Source organism: Mesorhizobium sp. WSM1386 (assembly GCF_055901595.1).
This window is the reverse complement of sequence record NZ_CM148373.1, coordinates 4,337,709-4,357,669: the sequence shown is the minus strand read 5'-3', so window position 1 is coordinate 4,357,669 and position 19,961 is coordinate 4,337,709. Positions and strand designations below refer to the sequence as shown.

At 64.5% G+C, this 19,961-nt stretch carries 9 protein-coding genes and 3 pseudogenes; 5 read left to right on the top strand and 7 right to left on the bottom strand.

Annotated elements, in window-relative coordinates; translation table 11 throughout:
* Positions 1-19: 19 nt before the first annotated feature.
* The 3 genes and pseudogenes from AC0NIH_RS21225 to AC0NIH_RS21215 all read right to left on the bottom strand — a co-directional run.
* Positions 20-94 (bottom strand): annotated as a pseudogene (locus tag AC0NIH_RS21225) (VCBS domain-containing protein); the annotation flags it as partial.
* Positions 91-6,021, bottom strand: a complete 5,931-nt coding sequence (locus AC0NIH_RS21220; protein ID WP_474025051.1) for a VCBS domain-containing protein — start codon at positions 6,019-6,021, stop codon at positions 91-93. The gene AC0NIH_RS21220 and the pseudogene AC0NIH_RS21225, both read right to left, overlap by 4 nt.
* A 725-nt stretch (positions 6,022-6,746) precedes the next feature.
* Complete coding sequence (locus AC0NIH_RS21215) at positions 6,747-7,640, bottom strand: LysR family transcriptional regulator (protein WP_473469690.1); 894 nt, start codon at positions 7,638-7,640, stop codon at positions 6,747-6,749.
* A 150-nt stretch (positions 7,641-7,790) separates the two neighbouring features.
* Between AC0NIH_RS21215 and AC0NIH_RS21210 the strand changes: the two genes are divergently transcribed.
* From AC0NIH_RS21210 to AC0NIH_RS21190, 5 genes and pseudogenes are all read left to right on the top strand, one after another.
* Positions 7,791-8,981, top strand: coding sequence for an MFS transporter (locus tag AC0NIH_RS21210; RefSeq protein WP_473469692.1), 1,191 nt, complete (start codon positions 7,791-7,793; stop codon positions 8,979-8,981).
* A complete protein-coding gene (locus AC0NIH_RS21205; RefSeq protein ID WP_473469693.1) occupies positions 8,978-9,448 on the top strand; it encodes a cyclophilin-like fold protein in 471 nt (156 codons plus the stop codon). The genes AC0NIH_RS21210 and AC0NIH_RS21205 overlap by 4 nt, the downstream gene beginning before the upstream one ends.
* Positions 9,449-9,467: 19 nt before the next feature.
* Entirely contained in the window at positions 9,468-9,863 is a 396-nt protein-coding gene (locus AC0NIH_RS21200; protein ID WP_473469695.1) for a (R)-mandelonitrile lyase, read from the top strand.
* Positions 9,864-9,893: 30 nt separating this feature from the next.
* Positions 9,894-10,637: an SDR family oxidoreductase gene (locus tag AC0NIH_RS21195; RefSeq protein WP_473469697.1), complete on the top strand. Its 744-nt coding sequence runs from the start codon at positions 9,894-9,896 to the stop codon at positions 10,635-10,637.
* Between the two features lie 47 nt (positions 10,638-10,684).
* Positions 10,685-11,803 (top strand): annotated as a pseudogene (locus AC0NIH_RS21190) (arabinose transporter); the annotation flags it as partial.
* A 118-nt stretch (positions 11,804-11,921) separates the two neighbouring features.
* Here AC0NIH_RS21190 and AC0NIH_RS21185 read toward each other — a convergent pair.
* From AC0NIH_RS21185 to AC0NIH_RS21170, 4 genes and pseudogenes are all read right to left on the bottom strand, one after another.
* Positions 11,922-13,078, bottom strand: a pseudogene (locus AC0NIH_RS21185) (IS30 family transposase); the annotation flags it as partial.
* A 255-nt stretch (positions 13,079-13,333) separates the two neighbouring features.
* Positions 13,334-14,254 carry a DUF2493 domain-containing protein gene (locus AC0NIH_RS21180; RefSeq protein WP_473468022.1) on the bottom strand — a complete coding sequence of 307 codons (921 nt, stop codon included), beginning with the start codon at positions 14,252-14,254 and terminating at the stop codon, positions 13,334-13,336.
* 341 nt (positions 14,255-14,595) lie between these two features.
* Complete coding sequence (locus AC0NIH_RS21175) at positions 14,596-15,633, bottom strand: DUF7146 domain-containing protein (RefSeq protein ID WP_473468024.1); 1,038 nt, start codon at positions 15,631-15,633, stop codon at positions 14,596-14,598.
* A complete protein-coding gene (locus AC0NIH_RS21170) occupies positions 15,630-19,952 on the bottom strand; it encodes a strawberry notch-like NTP hydrolase domain-containing protein (protein WP_473468110.1) in 4,323 nt (1,440 codons plus the stop codon). The genes AC0NIH_RS21175 and AC0NIH_RS21170 overlap by 4 nt, the downstream gene beginning before the upstream one ends.
* Between the last annotated feature and the right edge of the window lie 9 nt (positions 19,953-19,961).

The following is a 19,961-nucleotide window of genomic DNA, read 5'->3' as shown; positions in this document are numbered from 1 at the left end:
CGAGCGCATCGACCGCGCCGCTGTCGCTGACCGTGTAGTGCCAGGTGCCGTCGGGATCGACGCTGGCCGTGCCATAGGTGGCGGCAGCGCTCACCGACAAGGTCGCTGAAGGTGACCTCCGGTCGCCATCTGGGCCGCGGCCGGCAGGCCATCGCCTTCCGAGACATTGCCGGACTGGGCCGCCGAGGTGATCTCCGGCGCATCATTGGTGCCGACGATGTCGATCGACACCACCTGGGTGACGACACCGCCATGGTGATCGTCGACCTGCACCGTGAAGCTGTCGGCCAGATGCTCGCCGACGGCGAGCGCATCGACCGCGCCGCTGTCGCTGACCGTGTAGTGCCAGGTGCCGTCGGGATCGACGCTGGCCGTGCCATAGGTGGCGGCAGCGCTCACCGACAAGGTATGGGTGTCGCTGGTGTCGACATCGCTGAAGGTGACCTGACCGGTCGCCATCTGGGCCGCGGCCGGCAGGCCATCGCCTTCCGAGACATTGCCGGACTGGGCCGCCGAGGTGATCTCCGGCGCATCATTGGTGCCGACGATGTCGATCGACACCACCTGGGTGACGACACCGCCATGGTGATCGTCGACCTGCACCGTGAAGCTGTCGGCCAGATGCTCGCCGACGGCGAGCGCATCGACCGCGCCGCTGTCGCTGACCGTGTAGTGCCAGGTGCCGTCGGGATCGACGCTGGCCGTGCCATAGGTGGCGGCAGCGCTCACCGACAAGGTATGGGTGTCGCTGGTGTCGACATCGCTGAAGGTGACCTGACCGGTCGCCATCTGGGCCGCGGCCGGCAGGCCATCGCCTTCCGAGACATTGCCGGACTGGGCCGCCGAGGTGATCTCCGGCGCATCATTGGTGCCGACGATGTCGATCGACACCACCTGGGTGACGACACCGCCATGGTGATCGTCGACCTGCACCGTGAAGCTGTCGGCCAGATGCTCGCCGACGGCGAGCGCATCGACCGCGCCGCTGTCGCTGACCGTGTAGTGCCAGGTGCCGTCGGGATCGACGCTGGCCGTGCCATAGGTGGCGGCAGCGCTCACCGACAAGGTATGGGTGTCGCTGGTGTCGACATCGCTGAAGGTGACCTGACCGGTCGCCATCTGGGCCGCGGCCGGCAGGCCATCGCCTTCCGAGACATTGCCGGACTGGGCCGCCGAGGTGATCTCCGGCGCATCATTGGTGCCGACGATGTCGATCGACACCACCTGGGTGACGACACCGCCATGGTGATCGTCGACCTGCACCGTGAAGCTGTCGGCCAGATGCTCGCCGACGGCGAGCGCATCGACCGCGCCGCTGTCGCTGACCGTGTAGTGCCAGGTGCCGTCGGGATCGACGCTGGCCGTGCCATAGGTGGCGGCAGCGCTCACCGACAAGGTATGGGTGTCGCTGGTGTCGACATCGCTGAAGGTGACCTGACCGGTCGCCATCTGGGCCGCGGCCGGCAGGCCATCGCCTTCCGAGACATTGCCGGACTGGGCCGCCGAGGTGATCTCCGGCGCATCATTGGTGCCGACGATGTCGATCGACACCACCTGGGTGACGACACCGCCATGGTGATCGTCGACCTGCACCGTGAAGCTGTCGGCCAGATGCTCGCCGACGGCGAGCGCATCGACCGCGCCGCTGTCGCTGACCGTGTAGTGCCAGGTGCCGTCGGGATCGACGCTGGCCGTGCCATAGGTGGCGGCAGCGCTCACCGACAAGGTATGGGTGTCGCTGGTGTCGACATCGCTGAAGGTGACCTGACCGGTCGCCATCTGGGCCGCGGCCGGCAGGCCATCGCCTTCCGAGACATTGCCGGACTGGGCCGCCGAGGTGATCTCCGGCGCATCATTGGTGCCGACGATGTCGATCGACACCACCTGGGTGACGACACCGCCATGGTGATCGTCGACCTGCACCGTGAAGCTGTCGGCCAGATGCTCGCCGACGGCGAGCGCATCGACCGCGCCGCTGTCGCTGACCGTGTAGTGCCAGGTGCCGTCGGGATCGACGCTGGCCGTGCCATAGGTGGCGGCAGCGCTCACCGACAAGGTATGGGTGTCGCTGGTGTCGACATCGCTGAAGGTGACCTGACCGGTCGCCATCTGGGCCGCGGCCGGCAGGCCATCGCCTTCCGAGACATTGCCGGACTGGGCCGCCGAGGTGATCTCCGGCGCATCATTGGTGCCGACGATGTCGATCGACACCACCTGGGTGACGACACCGCCATGGTGATCGTCGACCTGCACCGTGAAGCTGTCGGCCAGATGCTCGCCGACGGCGAGCGCATCGACCGCGCCGCTGTCGCTGACCGTGTAGTGCCAGGTGCCGTCGGGATCGACGCTGGCCGTGCCATAGGTGGCGGCAGCGCTCACCGACAAGGTATGGGTGTCGCTGGTGTCGACATCGCTGAAGGTGACCTGACCGGTCGCCATCTGGGCCGCGGCCGGCAGGCCATCGCCTTCCGAGACATTGCCGGACTGGGCCGCCGAGGTGATCTCCGGCGCATCATTGGTGCCGACGATGTCGATCGACACCACCTGGGTGACGACACCGCCATGGTGATCGTCGACCTGCACCGTGAAGCTGTCGGCCAGATGCTCGCCGACGGCGAGCGCATCGACCGCGCCGCTGTCGCTGACCGTGTAGTGCCAGGTGCCGTCGGGATCGACGCTGGCCGTGCCATAGGTGGCGGCAGCGCTCACCGACAAGGTATGGGTGTCGCTGGTGTCGACATCGCTGAAGGTGACCTGACCGGTCGCCATCTGGGCCGCGGCCGGCAGGCCATCGCCTTCCGAGACATTGCCGGACTGGGCCGCCGAGGTGATCTCCGGCGCATCATTGGTGCCGACGATGTCGATCGACACCACCTGGGTGACGACACCGCCATGGTGATCGTCGACCTGCACCGTGAAGCTGTCGGCCAGATGCTCGCCGACGGCGAGCGCATCGACCGCGCCGCTGTCGCTGACCGTGTAGTGCCAGGTGCCGTCGGGATCGACGCTGGCCGTGCCATAGGTGGCGGCAGCGCTCACCGACAAGGTATGGGTGTCGCTGGTGTCGACATCGCTGAAGGTGACCTGACCGGTCGCCATCTGGGCCGCGGCCGGCAGGCCATCGCCTTCCGAGACATTGCCGGACTGGGCCGCCGAGGTGATCTCCGGCGCATCATTGGTGCCGACGATGTCGATCGACACCACCTGGGTGACGACACCGCCATGGTGATCGTCGACCTGCACCGTGAAGCTGTCGGCCAGATGCTCGCCGACGGCGAGCGCATCGACCGCGCCGCTGTCGCTGACCGTGTAGTGCCAGGTGCCGTCGGGATCGACGCTGGCCGTGCCATAGGTGGCGGCAGCGCTCACCGACAAGGTATGGGTGTCGCTGGTGTCGACATCGCTGAAGGTGACCTGACCGGTCGCCATCTGGGCCGCGGCCGGCAGGCCATCGCCTTCCGAGACATTGCCGGACTGGGCCGCCGAGGTGATCTCCGGCGCATCATTGGTGCCGACGATGTCGATCGACACCACCTGGGTGACGACACCGCCATGGTGATCGTCGACCTGCACCGTGAAGCTGTCGGCCAGATGCTCGCCGACGGCGAGCGCATCGACCGCGCCGCTGTCGCTGACCGTGTAGTGCCAGGTGCCGTCGGGATCGACGCTGGCCGTGCCATAGGTGGCGGCAGCGCTCACCGACAAGGTATGGGTGTCGCTGGTGTCGACATCGCTGAAGGTGACCTGACCGGTCGCCATCTGGGCCGCGGCCGGCAGGCCATCGCCTTCCGAGACATTGCCGGACTGGGCCGCCGAGGTGATCTCCGGCGCATCATTGGTGCCGACGATGTCGATCGACACCACCTGGGTGACGACACCGCCATGGTGATCGTCGACCTGCACCGTGAAGCTGTCGGCCAGATGCTCGCCGACGGCGAGCGCATCGACCGCGCCGCTGTCGCTGACCGTGTAGTGCCAGGTGCCGTCGGGATCGACGCTGGCCGTGCCATAGGTGGCGGCAGCGCTCACCGACAAGGTATGGGTGTCGCTGGTGTCGACATCGCTGAAGGTGACCTGACCGGTCGCCATCTGGGCCGCGGCCGGCAGGCCATCGCCTTCCGAGACATTGCCGGACTGGGCCGCCGAGGTGATCTCCGGCGCATCATTGGTGCCGACGATGTCGATCGACACCACCTGGGTGACGACACCGCCATGGTGATCGTCGACCTGCACCGTGAAGCTGTCGGCCAGATGCTCGCCGACGGCGAGCGCATCGACCGCGCCGCTGTCGCTGACCGTGTAGTGCCAGGTGCCGTCGGGATCGACGCTGGCCGTGCCATAGGTGGCGGCAGCGCTCACCGACAAGGTATGGGTGTCGCTGGTGTCGACATCGCTGAAGGTGACCTGACCGGTCGCCATCTGGGCCGCGGCCGGCAGGCCATCGCCTTCCGAGACATTGCCGGACTGGGCCGCCGAGGTGATCTCCGGCGCATCATTGGTGCCGACGATGTCGATCGACACCACCTGGGTGACGACACCGCCATGGTGATCGTCGACCTGCACCGTGAAGCTGTCGGCCAGATGCTCGCCGACGGCGAGCGCATCGACCGCGCCGCTGTCGCTGACCGTGTAGTGCCAGGTGCCGTCGGGATCGACGCTGGCCGTGCCATAGGTGGCGGCAGCGCTCACCGACAAGGTATGGGTGTCGCTGGTGTCGACATCGCTGAAGGTGACCTGACCGGTCGCCATCTGGGCCGCGGCCGGCAGGCCATCGCCTTCCGAGACATTGCCGGACTGGGCCGCCGAGGTGATCTCCGGCGCATCATTGGTGCCGACGATGTCGATCGACACCACCTGGGTGACGACACCGCCATGGTGATCGTCGACCTGCACCGTGAAGCTGTCGGCCAGATGCTCGCCGACGGCGAGCGCATCGACCGCGCCGCTGTCGCTGACCGTGTAGTGCCAGGTGCCGTCGGGATCGACGCTGGCCGTGCCATAGGTGGCGGCAGCGCTCACCGACAAGGTATGGGTGTCGCTGGTGTCGACATCGCTGAAGGTGACCTGACCGGTCGCCATCTGGGCCGCGGCCGGCAGGCCATCGCCTTCCGAGACATTGCCGGACTGGGCCGCCGAGGTGATCTCCGGCGCATCATTGGTGCCATGAATCGTGATCGTTACGGTCTGCGTGTCGGTGCCGCCATGGCCGTCGTTGGCCGTGACCATGTAGGTGAGCGTCAGCGTCTCGCCCGCCGCCAGGAAGTCGAAGGCCTGCGGTGTCGAGTTGAAGGTCCAGCTCAGATTGTGGGTTTCGCCCAGATTGGCCGTCAGCGAGGCCGGCGAAATCGTCAGCATGTTGATGACGGCAGCGCTGTTCAGGCCGCCCATGGTGCCGCCGAGCGACACCGAGGTCACGCCCGCGCTCACCGTATCGGCGACATCGGCATCGTTGACGGTCAGCGTGCCGCTGGCGGTCAGGGGCGTATTGGTCTCGGTCAGCGAGGCGGCGTCTTTGTCCGTCGTCACCAAATGGATGTCCGGCTTGTCGTTGGTGCCGGTGAACTGAATGATAGTCGTGGCCCAACTCAGCGTGCCATTTCCGAGCTGGATGGCGTAGGTCAGTTTGTCGGTGAGAATCTGCCCCTGCGCTAGTGCCTGCAATAGCCCATTTATATCCGCAGTGTTGTAATGGATCGTACCGTCACTGGCTATCCAGATATGGGCGCCCAGAAGGCTAGTGTCCGTGGTCCCGGCCAGTCCCGCGCTGTCACTGCTGTAGGTTGTGTCACGCGTGAGCAAGTCAATAGGCGAGGGTGTTTTTGTCGGCGTCAATCCGGCCTCTGCTACCGAATTGTCGATGGAATACAGCTGTTTGGCCGCTCCTCCCAGATCGTTCGCCAATACATTCAGGATCAAGACGCCATTGGCATCTTCCGAAAAGGCAAGAAGTTCGTCCTTCGCCTGCGGCGTGTTGGAGAACGACGTCGTGGTGCCGCCGGCACCGGTGACCTGAGTAGCCATTTTTCAACCCCTGTTGTTCTACGACAGACGCCCCTACGCCTGTTTATTGATAGCTCTGAACGAACCATTGCTCTGAGCGAGCAAGGATCGCACGATTGGCACACTTGGAGGTGGATTGCCGGCGCCTCATTGAGGGAGGCCGCCGCGCATGAAGGGCCAGCTGGAGCTGGCCATTCACGAACGGACAAGATTTTCCCTGATGGCGGCGCAGCGACCTGGTCGCAGCGTCTCTTTCCTACCCCAACTGCATCGTCCCAACTCGTTGGTTGCCCAACCACGAGTCTTTAGAAACTTCTTATATTAGGAGATTATTAACTCTACGACCGAGGAATCGTCAACGTGTAAAGTTTGCAAACAGTTAATAGTTAAAAGGCAAAGCAGAGCCAGAGCTCCGGCAGTGCCTCGACTCGACCAATGGTGTGGCAGCCAGGTGGGTAAAGTTCCTAGGCTGAACCCGCCCAAGGTCTGCTTTCACGAAACGGCAAAGCTGATCGCAATGGCCGACATGGGGCGCTTTGCGGTCCGGCAGCTTGGGGGCCGGGAGCGGACTGTCCGGTCAGGGCGAAACTGCCTGGAGCAGCCATAGCAAACAACCTCAAAGTTGGCTGGGTGATGATCGTTGCTGTCGCAAGATCTGAACGGTGAAGACCTCCGCGATCTGCGGTGGAACGTCGCCACCCGCATCGTCCCCTCACAACCCAGCGCCAAGAGTGGCTTGGCTGGGGTCAGATGCGATGGCGGAGCGCCTCGACGATCACCGCCATCGCAGGCGAGAGCTGCCGCCTGCTCGGGTAATAAAGGTGATAGCCCGCAAATGGCGGACTCCAATCGTCAAGCACCAACCTGAGGCGTCCGCTGGTGATATGGTGGCTTACGAGATTTTCCGGGACATAGGCGATCCCGCAACCGCGTATCGCAGCCTCGATCATGGGTATGGACGAATTGAAGGTGAGTTGTCCTTCCACCCGCACGCGAAGGTCACGTCCATCCATTGCGAACTCCCAGGCATACAATCCGCCGAAAGTCGCCTGTCGCATGTTTATGCAGTTATGATCTACGAGTTCCTGGGGTACGGTTGGCGCCGAATGGCGGGCGAAGTACTCCGGCGAAGCCACGGCCACGAGCCTCCAGTCCGGACCGATTCTCACTGCGATCATATCCCTGTCTATGCTCTCGCCGAGCCGCACGCCTGCGTCGAAGCGCTCCTCCACAATGTTCTTCATGCCGTTGTCGCTGTAGAGCTCGACGCGCACGTCGGGATAGTCGCTGAGCACGGGTTGCAGCTTCGGCCAGACTGTCGTCTGGAGCGCATGGTCGGACAGCGTGATGCGGACCGTTCCGGAGGGTTTGCCGCGAAAGGCCACCAAGCTTGCAAGGTCGGCTTCGATTTCCTCGAAGCGGGGAACAAGAGATTGGAAAAGTCGCTCGCCGGCCTCGGTCGGGGCGACACTTCTCGTCGTGCGCGTGAGCAAACGGACTCCAAGCCGAGCTTCCAGATCCTTGATTGTCGAACTCAGGGTCGACTGCGAGGTGCCGAGCTTGGCCGCCGCCTTGGTGAAGCTGCGCTCTCGGGCGACCGCCACGAACCATAGCAGATCCTTCATGCCATCGCGCTGCATAGGTCACCTCCTGACGGGCATTTATATCATGAATCGATAAGTCCATGCGAATTACTCAGTCTAATAGAATGGGTCCCGCATCGATATATTCCGGCATGGCGACGGGGGTGGCGGCTGATCCGCCCCGGTCGCCTTGCAAGGATGCCAATTATGGAAACGACCTACGACACGAGATTCGTCGAAGCCCGCTCCGCATGGGGCGCGGTGCTTTCGATGTCGCTGTGTGTCTTCGTGCTTATCGCGTCGGAATTCATGCCGGTCAGCCTGCTCTCCCCGATCGCGGCCGATCTCGGCATCACCGCAGGCCGGGCCGGACAGGCAATTTCGATTTCGGGTGCTTTTGCCGTCGTGACCAGCCTCCTAGTCGCCGGCCTCACGCGGCGAATTGACCGCCGGCTGGTCGTCACCGGCTTTACGGCTCTCCTCATTGTTTCCGGGCTCGCTGTCACCTTTGCGCCGAATTACGCGCTCCTCATGGTTGGCCGCGCGCTGCTCGGTGTCGCGATCGGCGGCTTCTGGTCGATGTCGACCGCGATCGTCATGCGCCTCGTGCCCCAAGACATGGTTCCAAAGGGCCTCGCCATGCTGAACGCTGGCAATGCCATTGCCGCCACGGTTGCCGCACCGCTGGGCAGCTTTCTTGGCGCCTATATCGGCTGGCGCGGCGCTTTCTTTCTCGTCGTGCCGCTCGGGCTGCTGGCGCTGGTCTGGCAGAGGATCAGCCTTCCAGCGCTGCCCCCGCGCCAAAGGAAACGCCCAAGCAATCCGCTGGGGCTGCTCGGCCGTCTTCCAGTCGCTATCGGCATGGCGTCGGTCATGATGATGTTCATGGGCCAGTTCGCGCTTTTCACCTATCTGCGCCCCTTCCTCGAGAGCGTGACCCGGCTCGACATCACCGCGCTTTCGGCGATCCTGCTGGGGATGGGGCTGGCGGGCGTGGCCGGCACCTGGTGCGTCGGCCGGCTTTTGCGCACGCGCCTGTTCAGCATCCTCATCGTCATCCCGCTGGTCATGGCCGCGCTGGCCGTTGCGCTTATCGCGCTCGGCGCGCTGCCGGTTCCAACAGCGCTGCTGCTCGTTGCCTGGGGCTTCTTCGGCACGGCCGCTCCTGTCGGCTGGGGCACGTGGCTCAGCCGCACGTTGCCGGATGATGCGGAGGCCGGCGGCGGACTGCAGGTGGCCGTCATCCAGCTCGCCATCACCGGCGGCGCCGCTATCGGCGGCACGCTCTTCGATACGATCGGCTGGTGGGGAGCGTTCACTTTCGGCGCGGTGCTGCTCTGCGGGTCGGCGCTCACCGCTTTCGCCGCATCGCATATGGCCTGGAGATCCTCGCAATGATCATCGAGCATGCGACGCTCAGCCGCCGGACACTGCTCGGCGCCGCGCTCGCGGTGGTGGCCTTGCCGCGCGCAGCCGCCAGCCAAGAGGGCAAGGCCCCAGCCAGCCAGGAGCCCACCGACATGAAGATCAGGATGATTTTCAACGGCCGCACCATGACCGCCATGCTCTACGACAATCCGTCGGCGCGGGATTTCTTTTCGATGCTGCCGCTCCATCTCACCATCAGTGACTACGCCCACAATGAAAAGATCGCCTATCTGCCGCGCAAGCTAACCGAGGAGGGAAGCGGTCCGTTCGCCAACGAGCAGCCTTACGACCTCTGCTACTTCATTCCCTGGGGCAACCTGGCGATGTTCTACGATGACTACCGCCATCCCGGGCTGATCAGGCTCGGCCGCTTCGACGAGGGCGAACAGGCGCTACATGTGCGCGGCGAGTTCCCGCTTCACATCGAACGCATCTGAGGACGCAAAGGAGATCATCATGGACATTCTTCGCGCGGGCAGCAGGCCTTCCGGCCAAGGACCGGCTGACTGGTTCACCGGCACGGTGCGGATCGACCCGCTCTTCAATCCCTTCGACGCCGCGCGAGTCCAAGGCGCGCAGGTGACGTTCGAGCCCGGCGCCCGCACGGCCTGGCATACGCATCCGCTTGGCCAGACGCTGATCGTCGTTTCCGGGCTCGGCCGGGTCCAGCGCGAAGGCGGCCCGATCGAGGAGGTCCGGCCCGGCGACGTCATCTGGTTCGCGCCCGGCGAAAAGCACTGGCACGGCGCGTCGCCCGTGACGGCCATGGCTCATATCGCCCTCCAGGAGGTTAAGGACGGCAAGGTCGTCGACTGGATGGAGCATGTGACGGACGCACAATACGGCGCCTGAGAAACCAACCATCAACTTTGGGGAACTGTCATGATCAAGGACAAGGTGGTAATCATCACCGGAGCTTCATCGGGCATCGGTGAGGCAACCGCGAAGCTGCTCGCCAGCAAAGGCGCCAAGGTCGTCCTTGGCGCCCGGCGCGCTGACAGGCTGAAGCGGATCGCCGACGAGATCGCGAAGGACGGCGGTCATGCGGCCTACAAGGAACTGGACGTGACGAAGCAGTCCGACAACGACGCTATCGTCGAGCTGGCCAGGAAGGCGTTCGGTCGCGTCGACGTCATGTTCCTGAACGCCGGCCTGATGCCGATCTCGCCATTATCGGCACTGAAGACCGACGACTGGCACCAGATGGTCGACGTGAACGTCAAGGGCGTCTTGAACGGCGTCGCCGCGGTGCTCCCGGAGTTTGTCGCACGCAAATCCGGGCACATCATCGCCACCTCGTCGGTCGCCGGGCTCAAGGCTTACCCGAACGGCGCGGTCTACGGAGGCACGAAATGGTTCCTGCGCGACTTCATGGAAGTCCTGCGCATGGAATCCGCCATGGAAGGGACGAACATCCGTACGGCGACCATCTATCCGGCCGCGATCAACACCGAGCTGCTTGAAACCATCAGCGATGAAGGCACGGCCGCCGCGATGCAGAATACCTATGACAAATACGGAATCTCGCCCGATCGGATTGCTGACGTGGTTGCGTTCGCCATCGACGCACCGGAAGACACCACGATCAACGAGTTCACGGTCGGGCCCGCCAACCAACCTTGGTGATCCGAACCGAAGCCCCGCAAACAACGTCATCAGATTGCTTCCGACGAATGACACACCTGCCGACATCGTCAACACCATTGCGTTCGGTAGCGGTTAGCCTGCTGGCCCCCATGGCAGCGGTGTTGGCCGGGTTTGTTGTCATCGGCGCAGCATTGCCTGTGCTTCCGCTGCACGTCAGCCACAATCTAGGGTTCGGTAGCGTCATTGTCGGCATGGTGGCAGGAACGCAGTTCGCGGCGTCCCTGGTTTCACGCGTGTGGTCGGGTTCCTTTGCCGACGAGAACGGAGGAAAACGAGCCGTTCTGGTGGGGCTGGTTACCGCAGCGGCTGGCGGGCTGTTCTATCTTGTGTCCGTTGCCGTCGCGAATTCGCCCGTTCTCTCCGTCACGATCCTTGTCGTCGGACGCGCGCTGCTCGGCGGTGCCGAGAGCTTCATCATCACTGGTGGCGTAGCTTGGGGCCTGGCGCTCGTGGACGCCGGGCATTCCGGGAAAGTCATTGCATGGGTCGGCACTGCGATGTTCGCGCCATTGGCCTTCAGCGGACCTTTCGGAACCATGTTGTTCACAGCCTACGGCTTTGCGGCGATAGGGCTGCTGACCACAATATTGCCGTTGCTTGTCATGGGATCGCTCATGCGAGCGCCAAACCCTCGGATACAGTTGCGGCAGAGAAAATCCGATCTGAGAGCGGTTTTTGGCGCGGTGTGGCTGCCAGGCTTTGGTGCGGCACTCGCCAGTGTCGGCTACTGCTCAATCCTTGCCTTCAGCTCCCTTCTGTATGCCGACAATCATTGGCGACCCATCTGGGTTGGATTTACGGCGTTTGGAGCTGCGCTGATTGCAGCGCGCATGGTCTGTGGTCATTTGCCTGACAGATATGGCGGTGCGAAGATCGCCCTGCTGTTCGTACTCGTGCAGTCAGCCGGGCTTCTGCTCATCGGGTTGGCACGAAGCAGCTTGCTTGCTTTTTTCGGAGCAGCGCTGGCGGGCCTGGGCTATTCCCTCGTCTACCCTGGGCTTGGCGTGGAGGCGGTTGGTGGCACATCGCCGGAAAACCGCGGCTTGGCGATGGGCATCTACACGGCCTTTCTGGATGTCGCGATGGCGCTAGGAAGCCCGGCGTTGGGATGGGCTGCCGATCGAGCAGGTTTGAGCGTTGTCTTCTTTATCAGCGCCGGTGTCACCTTTTGTACAACCGCCATTGCATTGCGTTTAGCGTACAATGCCCGTCGAGGCCGACAGGCGCACGGCTACCCACGTCCGTTAAACCGGGGTGGGTTCGACCGGTCACTGCAACACCTTGTGTAGCCTATCGGCGGGTGTTTCGAAGTCCAGGGTTTTTCGGGGGCGCTGATTGAGCCGCAGGGCGACGCTGTCGAGTCGGGCCTGCGGGACCTGCGAGAAGTTGGTTGTTCTGGGGAAGTACTGCCTGAGCAGGCCGTTGGTATTTTCGTTGCTGCCGCGTTGCCAGGGACTGCGCGGGTCGCAGAAGTAGACCTGGAGATCGGTTGCGACGGTGAAGCTCTTATGACGAGCCATCTCCTTGCCTTGGTCCCATGTCAGCGAGCGCCGCAGCTCTTGGGGCAATGTGCCGATTTTCTCGGCGAGGGCCGCCACGACAGTCGCTGAGTCCCTTCTGGCCAACTTCACAAGCATCGTGAACCGGCTGTGTCGCTCGACCAGGGTGACGATGTTCGTGTCGTTTGCTCCGGTGAGCAGATCACCCTCCCAATGACCTGGGATGGCACGATCCTCCGCCTCGGCGGGACGCTCGCGGATGGAGACCATATCGAGGATTTGACCTTGCCCCGTTCGGTTGCTCTGTGCACCTTTGCCGAGGCGCATCTGTCGTTTGGTGCGCAGATGGGCTGTCAGCTCCTTCTTGAGCACCCCTCGCGACTGGATGAACAGGCTGCGATAGATCGCTTCATGAGATATCCGCATGCTTGGATCGCCTGGGTACGCTCGCTTCAGCCAACCCGCAATCTGCTCTGGCGACCATTGCAGTGCCAGCTTTTGCGCCACCCGCCACCTTAGCCGTCCAGAGCATGCCAGGCGACATTGCTTCGGGCGAAGCGCGCGCTGCCAAGCCTGCTTGTCGGCTCGGGTTGCGCGATACGCTTGGGCACCGCCATTGCGCGAGATCTCGCGACTGATCGTTGATGGGGATCGCCCCAGACTTCGTGCAATAGCGCGGATGGCAAGACCTGCCGCAATCCCGCGAGAGATCTCTTCGCGCTCCCCCAGCTCGAGCGCCGAGGCCGCTCTACGCCTTGCTGACGGAGCAATGCCGCCGTGTAAGGATACGATCCGCTGAACGCCGCCCTTGGTCCGGCGGTCTAGTGCCCGCGAGATCGATGAAATGCTCTGACCCTGTTTCCACCGCTCCCAAAGCTCGGCCTTCTGCTCCGGGGTAAACCAGATCCGTGACGTCACCATGCGACACCTCCCAATCCTCTCAGATTAAAGGTGTTGCAGTGACCGGTTGAACCCACCCGGCCAAAGTAGCCATTCAATCGCAAGGTTGAAAATGACCGCGTGCGGCGCGACGGCGACCTCCCGAGCGGTCGCCTGCAACGTCGGCTTTCGGAACAGGCAAAGCTGGCCTCTCAGTCCGGCTTCGGGCGCAAAGCCGCCGTTCGCGTTGTGAAGTTCGTCCACTTGGTGAGATTGCCGAATAGGCTGCCCCGGGCGTCACGAGCTGCCGAGACGATAGACCGGGATGCCGAGCTTGCGGGCCTTGTCCGCAAGGTTCTCCTGAATGCCGGTGCCCGGAAAGATGATGACGCCGATCGGCATGACGGCCAACATCTGGTCGTTGCGCTTGAAGGGAGCGGCCTTGGCATGTTTGCTCCAGTCGGGCTTGAAGGCAACCTGCGGCACCTTGCGATGATCGGCCCAGCGGGCTGCGATCTTTTCGGCGCCTTTCGGTGATCCGCCGTGCATCAGCACCATGTCGGGGTGCTTGGCGCGGATTTGGTCGAGCTTAGCCCAGATCAGCTCGTGATCGGCGGTATCGCCGCCGGAGAAGGCGATCTTGGGGCCGGCGGGCAACATGATTTCGGTTTCCGCGCGCCGCCTTGCCGCGAGGAAGTCGCGGCTATCGATCATTGAGGCGGTGAGATGGTGGCGGTTGACCATCGACCCCGTGCGCGGTCGCCAAGCCGAGCCGGTGTACTGATCGTAGTGGTCGGCGGCCTGGTCACGCATGAGCTCGAAGGCGTCGCGCCGTTCGATCATGGTCTGGCCCTGGGCGGTGAGTGTCTCGAGTTCAACCGCCTTGATCTCGCTGCCGTCCTGCTCGCGTTGAAGGCGGTGCTGGGCCTGCTCGTTGTCGTCCAGTTGCCGCTCGATCCGTTGTACAGTGCGGTGGAAGACATTGGTGACTGACCAGAAGAGGTCATCGAGGTCGGGTTCGAGGCGCGTGTCGGCCAAGGTGGCGATGAGGGCGTCAAAGATGTCGGCCACCGCACCGGCCACCTGGTCGCCGCCGGGGAGCGGTCGCGGATCGGGCTCGTCGGCAAATGGGCGCCAGCCATAGAGCTGGAGTTCGGTGAGGATGTGATCGGTCGGAGAAGCGGCGTGGTTCGGTTCGGTGTCGTCGTGCTCGCTCATGGCGATGCTCCCGTCGGTTTTGACCGCGACCCTCGCGGCCTTCATGGCGACGAGAGCCCACGGACGGGACGGACCGACACCCACAGCGAAGCGGAGGGCCGCAGCGCAGCGGAGGATGGCTGCGGCCGACTATTTTGCCTCGCGATGGAAAGGCGCCGCAATCAATCGCTGCCATTCGCGAGCAGTAGCGCCGCCGGAAAATAGTCGGCCGCCGCCATTGCCTGACCGGCACGACTGTGGGCCCGATCGCCCTCTTGAAGGCCGGGCCGCGGTTCTCTGCCGGCGGACCACGCATCAATGCGGCGCACCGGCACCATGCGCCGCGCGCTTCCCCTCACGGCTCATGCCGCTTGTGTCAGATAGCGGTGACGATCCCTGCGCGTGAGTTGTTCAGCAATCGAGGCCCGGACGGCGGCAAGTCCGAAATGGCGGAGGTCGTCGTTGAAATCTTCCATCGCCGGCGAGAGCACGATTGCCTCGATTCCAAGGTCCGTCGCGCGCTCGATCAGGCTGTCTCGGGCACCGTCGCCGGCTGGATCGTTGTCGCGGATGACATAGAGCCGCCGCAGGTTCGGAGGGAACAGGATGGCGGCGAGATGGGCTGCCGAGAGTGCCGCAGCCATCGCCATGTCGGGCAAGGCGCATCTGAGCGATAGCGTCGTCTCGATGCCTTCGCCTGCCGCCATGACGCTGCCGGGTACGCCGAAGCGGACGGCGTGACCGAGGAGATTACCCATTGCCCTGCGCGGCGTGTCGACAAGTGCCTTGCCGGCGCCGTCCGGTGCGAGCCAGGTGCGGTGCGCGCCGGTCAGATGTCCATCGAGGTCGGTGACAGCGGCGATCATCGCCGGCAAGGTCTTGGTCGGTCCATGATCGTCTGGCCGGTAGTAGCAGTGTGGATGGAACTGCAAGGCTGCGGTTCCGTGCAAAGTCGTAATGCCACGTCCACGCAAATACGTTTCCACGACGGTGCCGATAATGGGCTTCGACATGGCGACCAGTCGGCGAGCCGCTTCCGGAGATCCAATGGGGACCCGCGTGATCGGCTCGGCGGGTCGGGGTGGCATGGCATCTGGCATAGCGAGAAACACGCGCGCCTCGTCGGCGACGTCCCGGAAATTGACCAGCCCGAGGGATTCGCGGATGACATCGAGCAGGTCGCCATGCTCGCCGGTAGCGGCGTCGGTCCATTTGCCTGGCGGTCCCTTCGGGGATGGCTGCAGACGCACGAACATCGAGCGGCCCGGCGCATTGCGGACGTCGCCGACGGTCCAATAGGTGCCTTGGCGACGGCCATTGGAGAGGTAGTGGCGGCACACCGCCTCGGCGTGTTCGCCGAGGCGGTGTGCGAGGTCGGATGCAGCGTGACGCGCAATCATGCAGCCTCCCGCTCACTGACCCGCTCGATTGGGAAGCGGTCGAGCACGCGCTCCAGCACGGCGAGCCCGCTAGCGTCGATCGGCACGAACATCCTGAGCTTCCACGAAATGATCTCGTGGAAGAGACCGTAGGCGGTGAGGCGCTCGCGCATCGTGTCGGTGAACCCGGACAATTCGATGCGCCATGCGCCCATGACGCGGCTGCGGCGAAGCTGGATATCCTCGGCTAGATCGAGGATGGTCCGGCCGTCCATTAGAGCCGCAAAAGCCTGCTCCGGCGATAGCGTAACCACGTTCGTCGCAGAGGCGTTGGCCGCCCATGCCGGAGAGACACGGCGGCCGATGAGGCGCTCGCCCTCGTCGGTCTGAAGTCGATAAACGCGGGTCGACTCGTTGGGCAGGCGCTTCCAGATCGGCAGCAGCAGGCCGGTGACCATGTGCAAGACCGAGTCCGAAAAGTCCGGCACCCTGGCGATTTCGGCCGTCCAGGCAGTTGTGAAAGCCTCGCGGTCGGCCTCGACCCAGCGTGTTTCGCCCATGGCCTTGAGCGGCATGTTCTGGCCTTCCATCGGCCGGACTAGGCGGACCCGCCGCTCGACCTCGCCATCGTCGAGCATGACGCTGGGGATCGGGATCTGCACGGCGGCGCGGCCCGATTGCTCGTTGATGAGCGGTACGGCACGCGGATCGCGGAGATGATCGAGAGCCGCATCGAGCGTGACGGGCCGATTGCGCTTGCGTTCGGTGATCGTGAGCAGGCGGCTTTCGGCGCCGGTGCGCGGATGGGTGTAGATCACCTGGCGGTCGGTGACGACGAAGTTTTCGGCCTGCAGCGTCTCCAGCCCGGCGTCGTAGGTGCCTGACGCGATCGCGCCCTCGATGCGCGCCGCCAGCAGTTGCTCGAAGGCGCCGAACAGCACGCCCTGTAGCGCAATGGTCAGTGCGAGCAGGCGATTGAGGAAGGTGGTGATCGGCGGCAACTCGTCCTTGATGCCATTGGCATCCATCAGCTTGAGACCCGTCGCCGCCTCGAAACGCTCGAGCGAACAGCCCTCGACCTTGCCGCGTATGATCAGCAGATAGAGTTGCCGTAGCGCATCGCGGGCATAGTGGCTTTCCAGATTGTCCTCTGGCCGGAACAGGCCCTGGCCGCCGGTCTGGCGCTGGCCGCGCGTGATTGCGCCGAGCGTATCGAGCCTCCGCGCGATCGTCGAGAGGAAGCGCTTTTCCGCCTTTACATTGGTCGAGATCGGCCGGAAGAGCGGCGGCTGCGCCTGATTAGTGCGATGCGTGCGGCCCAGGCCCTGAATGGCCGTGTCGGCCTTCCAGCCGGCTTCGAGCAGGTAATGCACACGCAGCCGCGTGTTCCGGGCCGACAGTTCGGCGTGGTAGCTCCTCCCCGTTCCGCCCGCGTCCGAAAACACCAGAACGCGCTTCTGGTCATCCATGAAGGCCTGGGTCTCGGCGAGGCTGGCTGACCCGGCACGGTTTTCAACAACAAGGCGCTCGCCCTTGCGGACAATGCGGCGCGAGCGGCCGGTGACCTCAGCCACGATGTCCACCCCGAAATGCTGGATGATCTGGTCGAGCGCGCCGGGGACAGGCGTCAAGCTGGCGAGTTTGGCGATCAGCTCGTCGCGCCGGGCGACCGCCTCGCGGCTCTCGACGGGTTGGCCGTCGCGGTAGACCGGGCGCGAGGACAGATTGCCTTCGGAGTCGGTGAAGGGCTCATAGAGCTGCACCGGGAAGGAATGGGCGAGATAGTCGAGGACGTATTCGCGCGGCGTGATGTCGACTCGGACGTCGTTCCATTCCTCAGTCGGCAGCTCGGCCAGCCGCCGTTCCATCAGTGCCTCGCCCGTCGAGACGATCTGGACAACGGCCGCATGGCCCTCCTCCAGATCGCGGGTGATGGAGCGGATCAGGGTCGGAGTCTTCATGCTGGTCAACAAATGACCGAAGAAGCGCTGCTTGGCGCTTTCAAAGGCGCTGCGCGCGGCCGACTTGGCCTGGGCATTGAGCGTGCCGGTGCTGCCGGTGATGTTGGCCGCCTGCATGGCCGCATCGAGATTGTTATGAATGATGCCGAAGGCGTCGGCATAGGCATCATAGATGCGGATCTGTTCCGGCGTCAGCTCATGCTCGATCAGCTCGTATTCGACGCCGTTGAAGGAAAGCGAGCGGGCCGTATAGAGGCCGAGTGCCCTGAGGTCGCGTGCCAGCACCTCCATGGCCGCCACGCCGCCGGCCTCGATCGCCTCGACGAACTCGGCGCGGGTCGAGAATGGAAAATGCTCGCCGCCCCAGAGGCCGAGCCGCTGGGCATAGGCGAGATTGTGCACGGTGGTGGCGCCAGTCGCCGACACATAGACGATGCGGGCATTCGGCAGGGCGTGCTGGAGCCTCAGGCCGGCACGGCCTTGCTGGGAGGGAGCGGCGTCGCCGCGTTCGCCCTTGCCGCCGCCGGCGTTTTGCATGGCGTGCGCCTCGTCGAAAATGATGACCCCATCGAAATTCGGACCCAACCATTCGACGATTTGTTTGACCCGCGAAACCTTCCCCCCGCGATCGTCGGAGCGCAGCGTGGCATAGGTGGTGAACAGGATGCCTTCCGCCAGCGTGACCGGCTTGCCCTGCGGGAAGCGGGAGAGTGGGGTGACCAGCAAGCGCTCCATGCCGAGCGCCGACCAGTCGCGCTGCGCATCCTCGATGAGCTTGTCGGACTTGGAGATCCAGACCGCCTTACGACGGCCCTGCATCCAATTGTCTAGGATTACGGCGGCGGACTCGCGGCCCTTGCCTACACCCGTTCCGTCGCCGATCATGAAGCCTTGCCGGAAGCGCACGGCCCCTGCGGCGTCATCGGCCGCGGCGCTAACCACGTCAAAGGTATAGTCGAGCGTCCAGGCGCCGGCGAGATATTCGGTGTGAGCCTCGCCGACATAGATGACGGTCTCGAGCTGCGCGTCCGAGAGCAGGTCAAGGACGTTGTTCGGCAGGCGGGGCCGGTAGCTCGGCTTGGGTGGCGCCACCGAGGCCATGGCCGCCGATTGAACGAGCTGGGTGGGGTGAGCCCGAGAGCCGGGAATGCGGATCGCCTGAAGCCCGTAGGCCTCATAGATGGCGTCGCTGATCTGGCCGTCCTCGGCCGCCTGCCAGTCGACGGCCTCATAGGCAAGGTCGATGGCTTCCGGTTCGGCGATCGACATGCGTGGCGTGGTTCTCGCCGAGCGTGTGAGATAGCTGTGCACGGTGCGGGGCGTAACGACCGCCGATGCCGCGCTGGAACCGGCGGCCATCACGACCGGCGGCCGCGTGGGAAGGCGCTCCTCGATCCACGCGAGGAGCGTCGCCGCATCCGGAGCGATGCCGGGAGCATCCGCGAAGACGGCGGGATCGTCCGCCGGGAGCTTGTCGATGACGGTGAGGCGTGTCGGAAAGGTCGTGCCATGCTTGGCGTAGGCCGAGCCGTCGATGGCGGCGGAGAAGACGACGCGCCCACGTTCCTGCAGCCGAGTGAACGCGGCGGTCCAGGCCGGATGGTCGGGCGCGACGTTCGCACCGGTGATTGTTACCAGCCGCCCACCGGGCGCCAGGCGCGCCAGCGCCGAGGCGACATGCCGCAAGGCCGCGTCGGCCATGCGGCCCTCGACATTGGCCATGACCGAAAAGGGCGGATTCATCAGCACCACGCTCGGCACGGCGCCCGGATCGAGATGGTCGTCGATCTGGGCGGCGTCGAAGCGGCTGGCGCAGACGGCCGGAAAGAGGCAGGAGAGAAGCGCCGCGCGCGTCTCGGCAAGCTCGTTGAGGACGAGGGAGGCGCCGGCGATCTCGGCCAGGATGGCCAGGAGCCCAGTGCCGGCGGAAGGCTCCAGCACTCGGTCGGCCGGCGTAATGGCGGCGGCCGTTGCCGCGACCAGGCCGAGCGGGATGGGAGTCGAGAACTGCTGGAAGGTCTGCGCCTCTTCGGACCGACGGGTATGCGTCGGCATGAGCCCGGCCATCTTCGACAATGCGGAAAGGCGGAGAGCCGGAGACGCGGCTTTGCGGAACAGCGCCTTTCCATACTTGCGAAGGAACAGGACCGTCGCGGCCTCGCAGGCATCGTAGGCCTGCTTCCAGTCCCAGGCGCCGGCGGCGTCGGAGGCGCCGAATGCGGCTTCCATCGCCGAGCGCAGCGTTGGCGCGTCGATGCACTCGCCGCGTTCGAGACGGGGAAGCAGCAGGCCGGCGGCGGCGAAGATAGCGCCGGCTGCGCCGGTTTGGGCGAGCGGGAGCGGCGCGGCAGCGGGAACCGTCACAGCAGGCGAGATCATGTACATGGT

Bases quoted from the DNA above. Each gene is read 5' to 3' on its own strand.
- AC0NIH_RS21220 (WP_474025051.1), bottom strand. From the start codon at position 6,021: ATGGCTACTCAGGTCACCGGTGCCGGCGGCACCACGACGTCGTTCTCC.
- AC0NIH_RS21215 (WP_473469690.1), bottom strand. From the start codon at position 7,640: ATGCAGCGCGATGGCATGAAGGATCTGCTATGGTTCGTGGCGGTCGCC.
- AC0NIH_RS21210 (WP_473469692.1), top strand. From the start codon at position 7,791: ATGGAAACGACCTACGACACGAGATTCGTCGAAGCCCGCTCCGCATGG.
- AC0NIH_RS21205 (WP_473469693.1), top strand. From the start codon at position 8,978: ATGATCATCGAGCATGCGACGCTCAGCCGCCGGACACTGCTCGGCGCC.
- AC0NIH_RS21200 (WP_473469695.1), top strand. From the start codon at position 9,468: ATGGACATTCTTCGCGCGGGCAGCAGGCCTTCCGGCCAAGGACCGGCT.
- AC0NIH_RS21195 (WP_473469697.1), top strand. From the start codon at position 9,894: ATGATCAAGGACAAGGTGGTAATCATCACCGGAGCTTCATCGGGCATC.
- AC0NIH_RS21180 (WP_473468022.1), bottom strand. From the start codon at position 14,254: ATGAGCGAGCACGACGACACCGAACCGAACCACGCCGCTTCTCCGACC.
- AC0NIH_RS21175 (WP_473468024.1), bottom strand. From the start codon at position 15,633: ATGATTGCGCGTCACGCTGCATCCGACCTCGCACACCGCCTCGGCGAA.
- AC0NIH_RS21170 (WP_473468110.1), bottom strand. From the start codon at position 19,952: ATGATCTCGCCTGCTGTGACGGTTCCCGCTGCCGCGCCGCTCCCGCTC.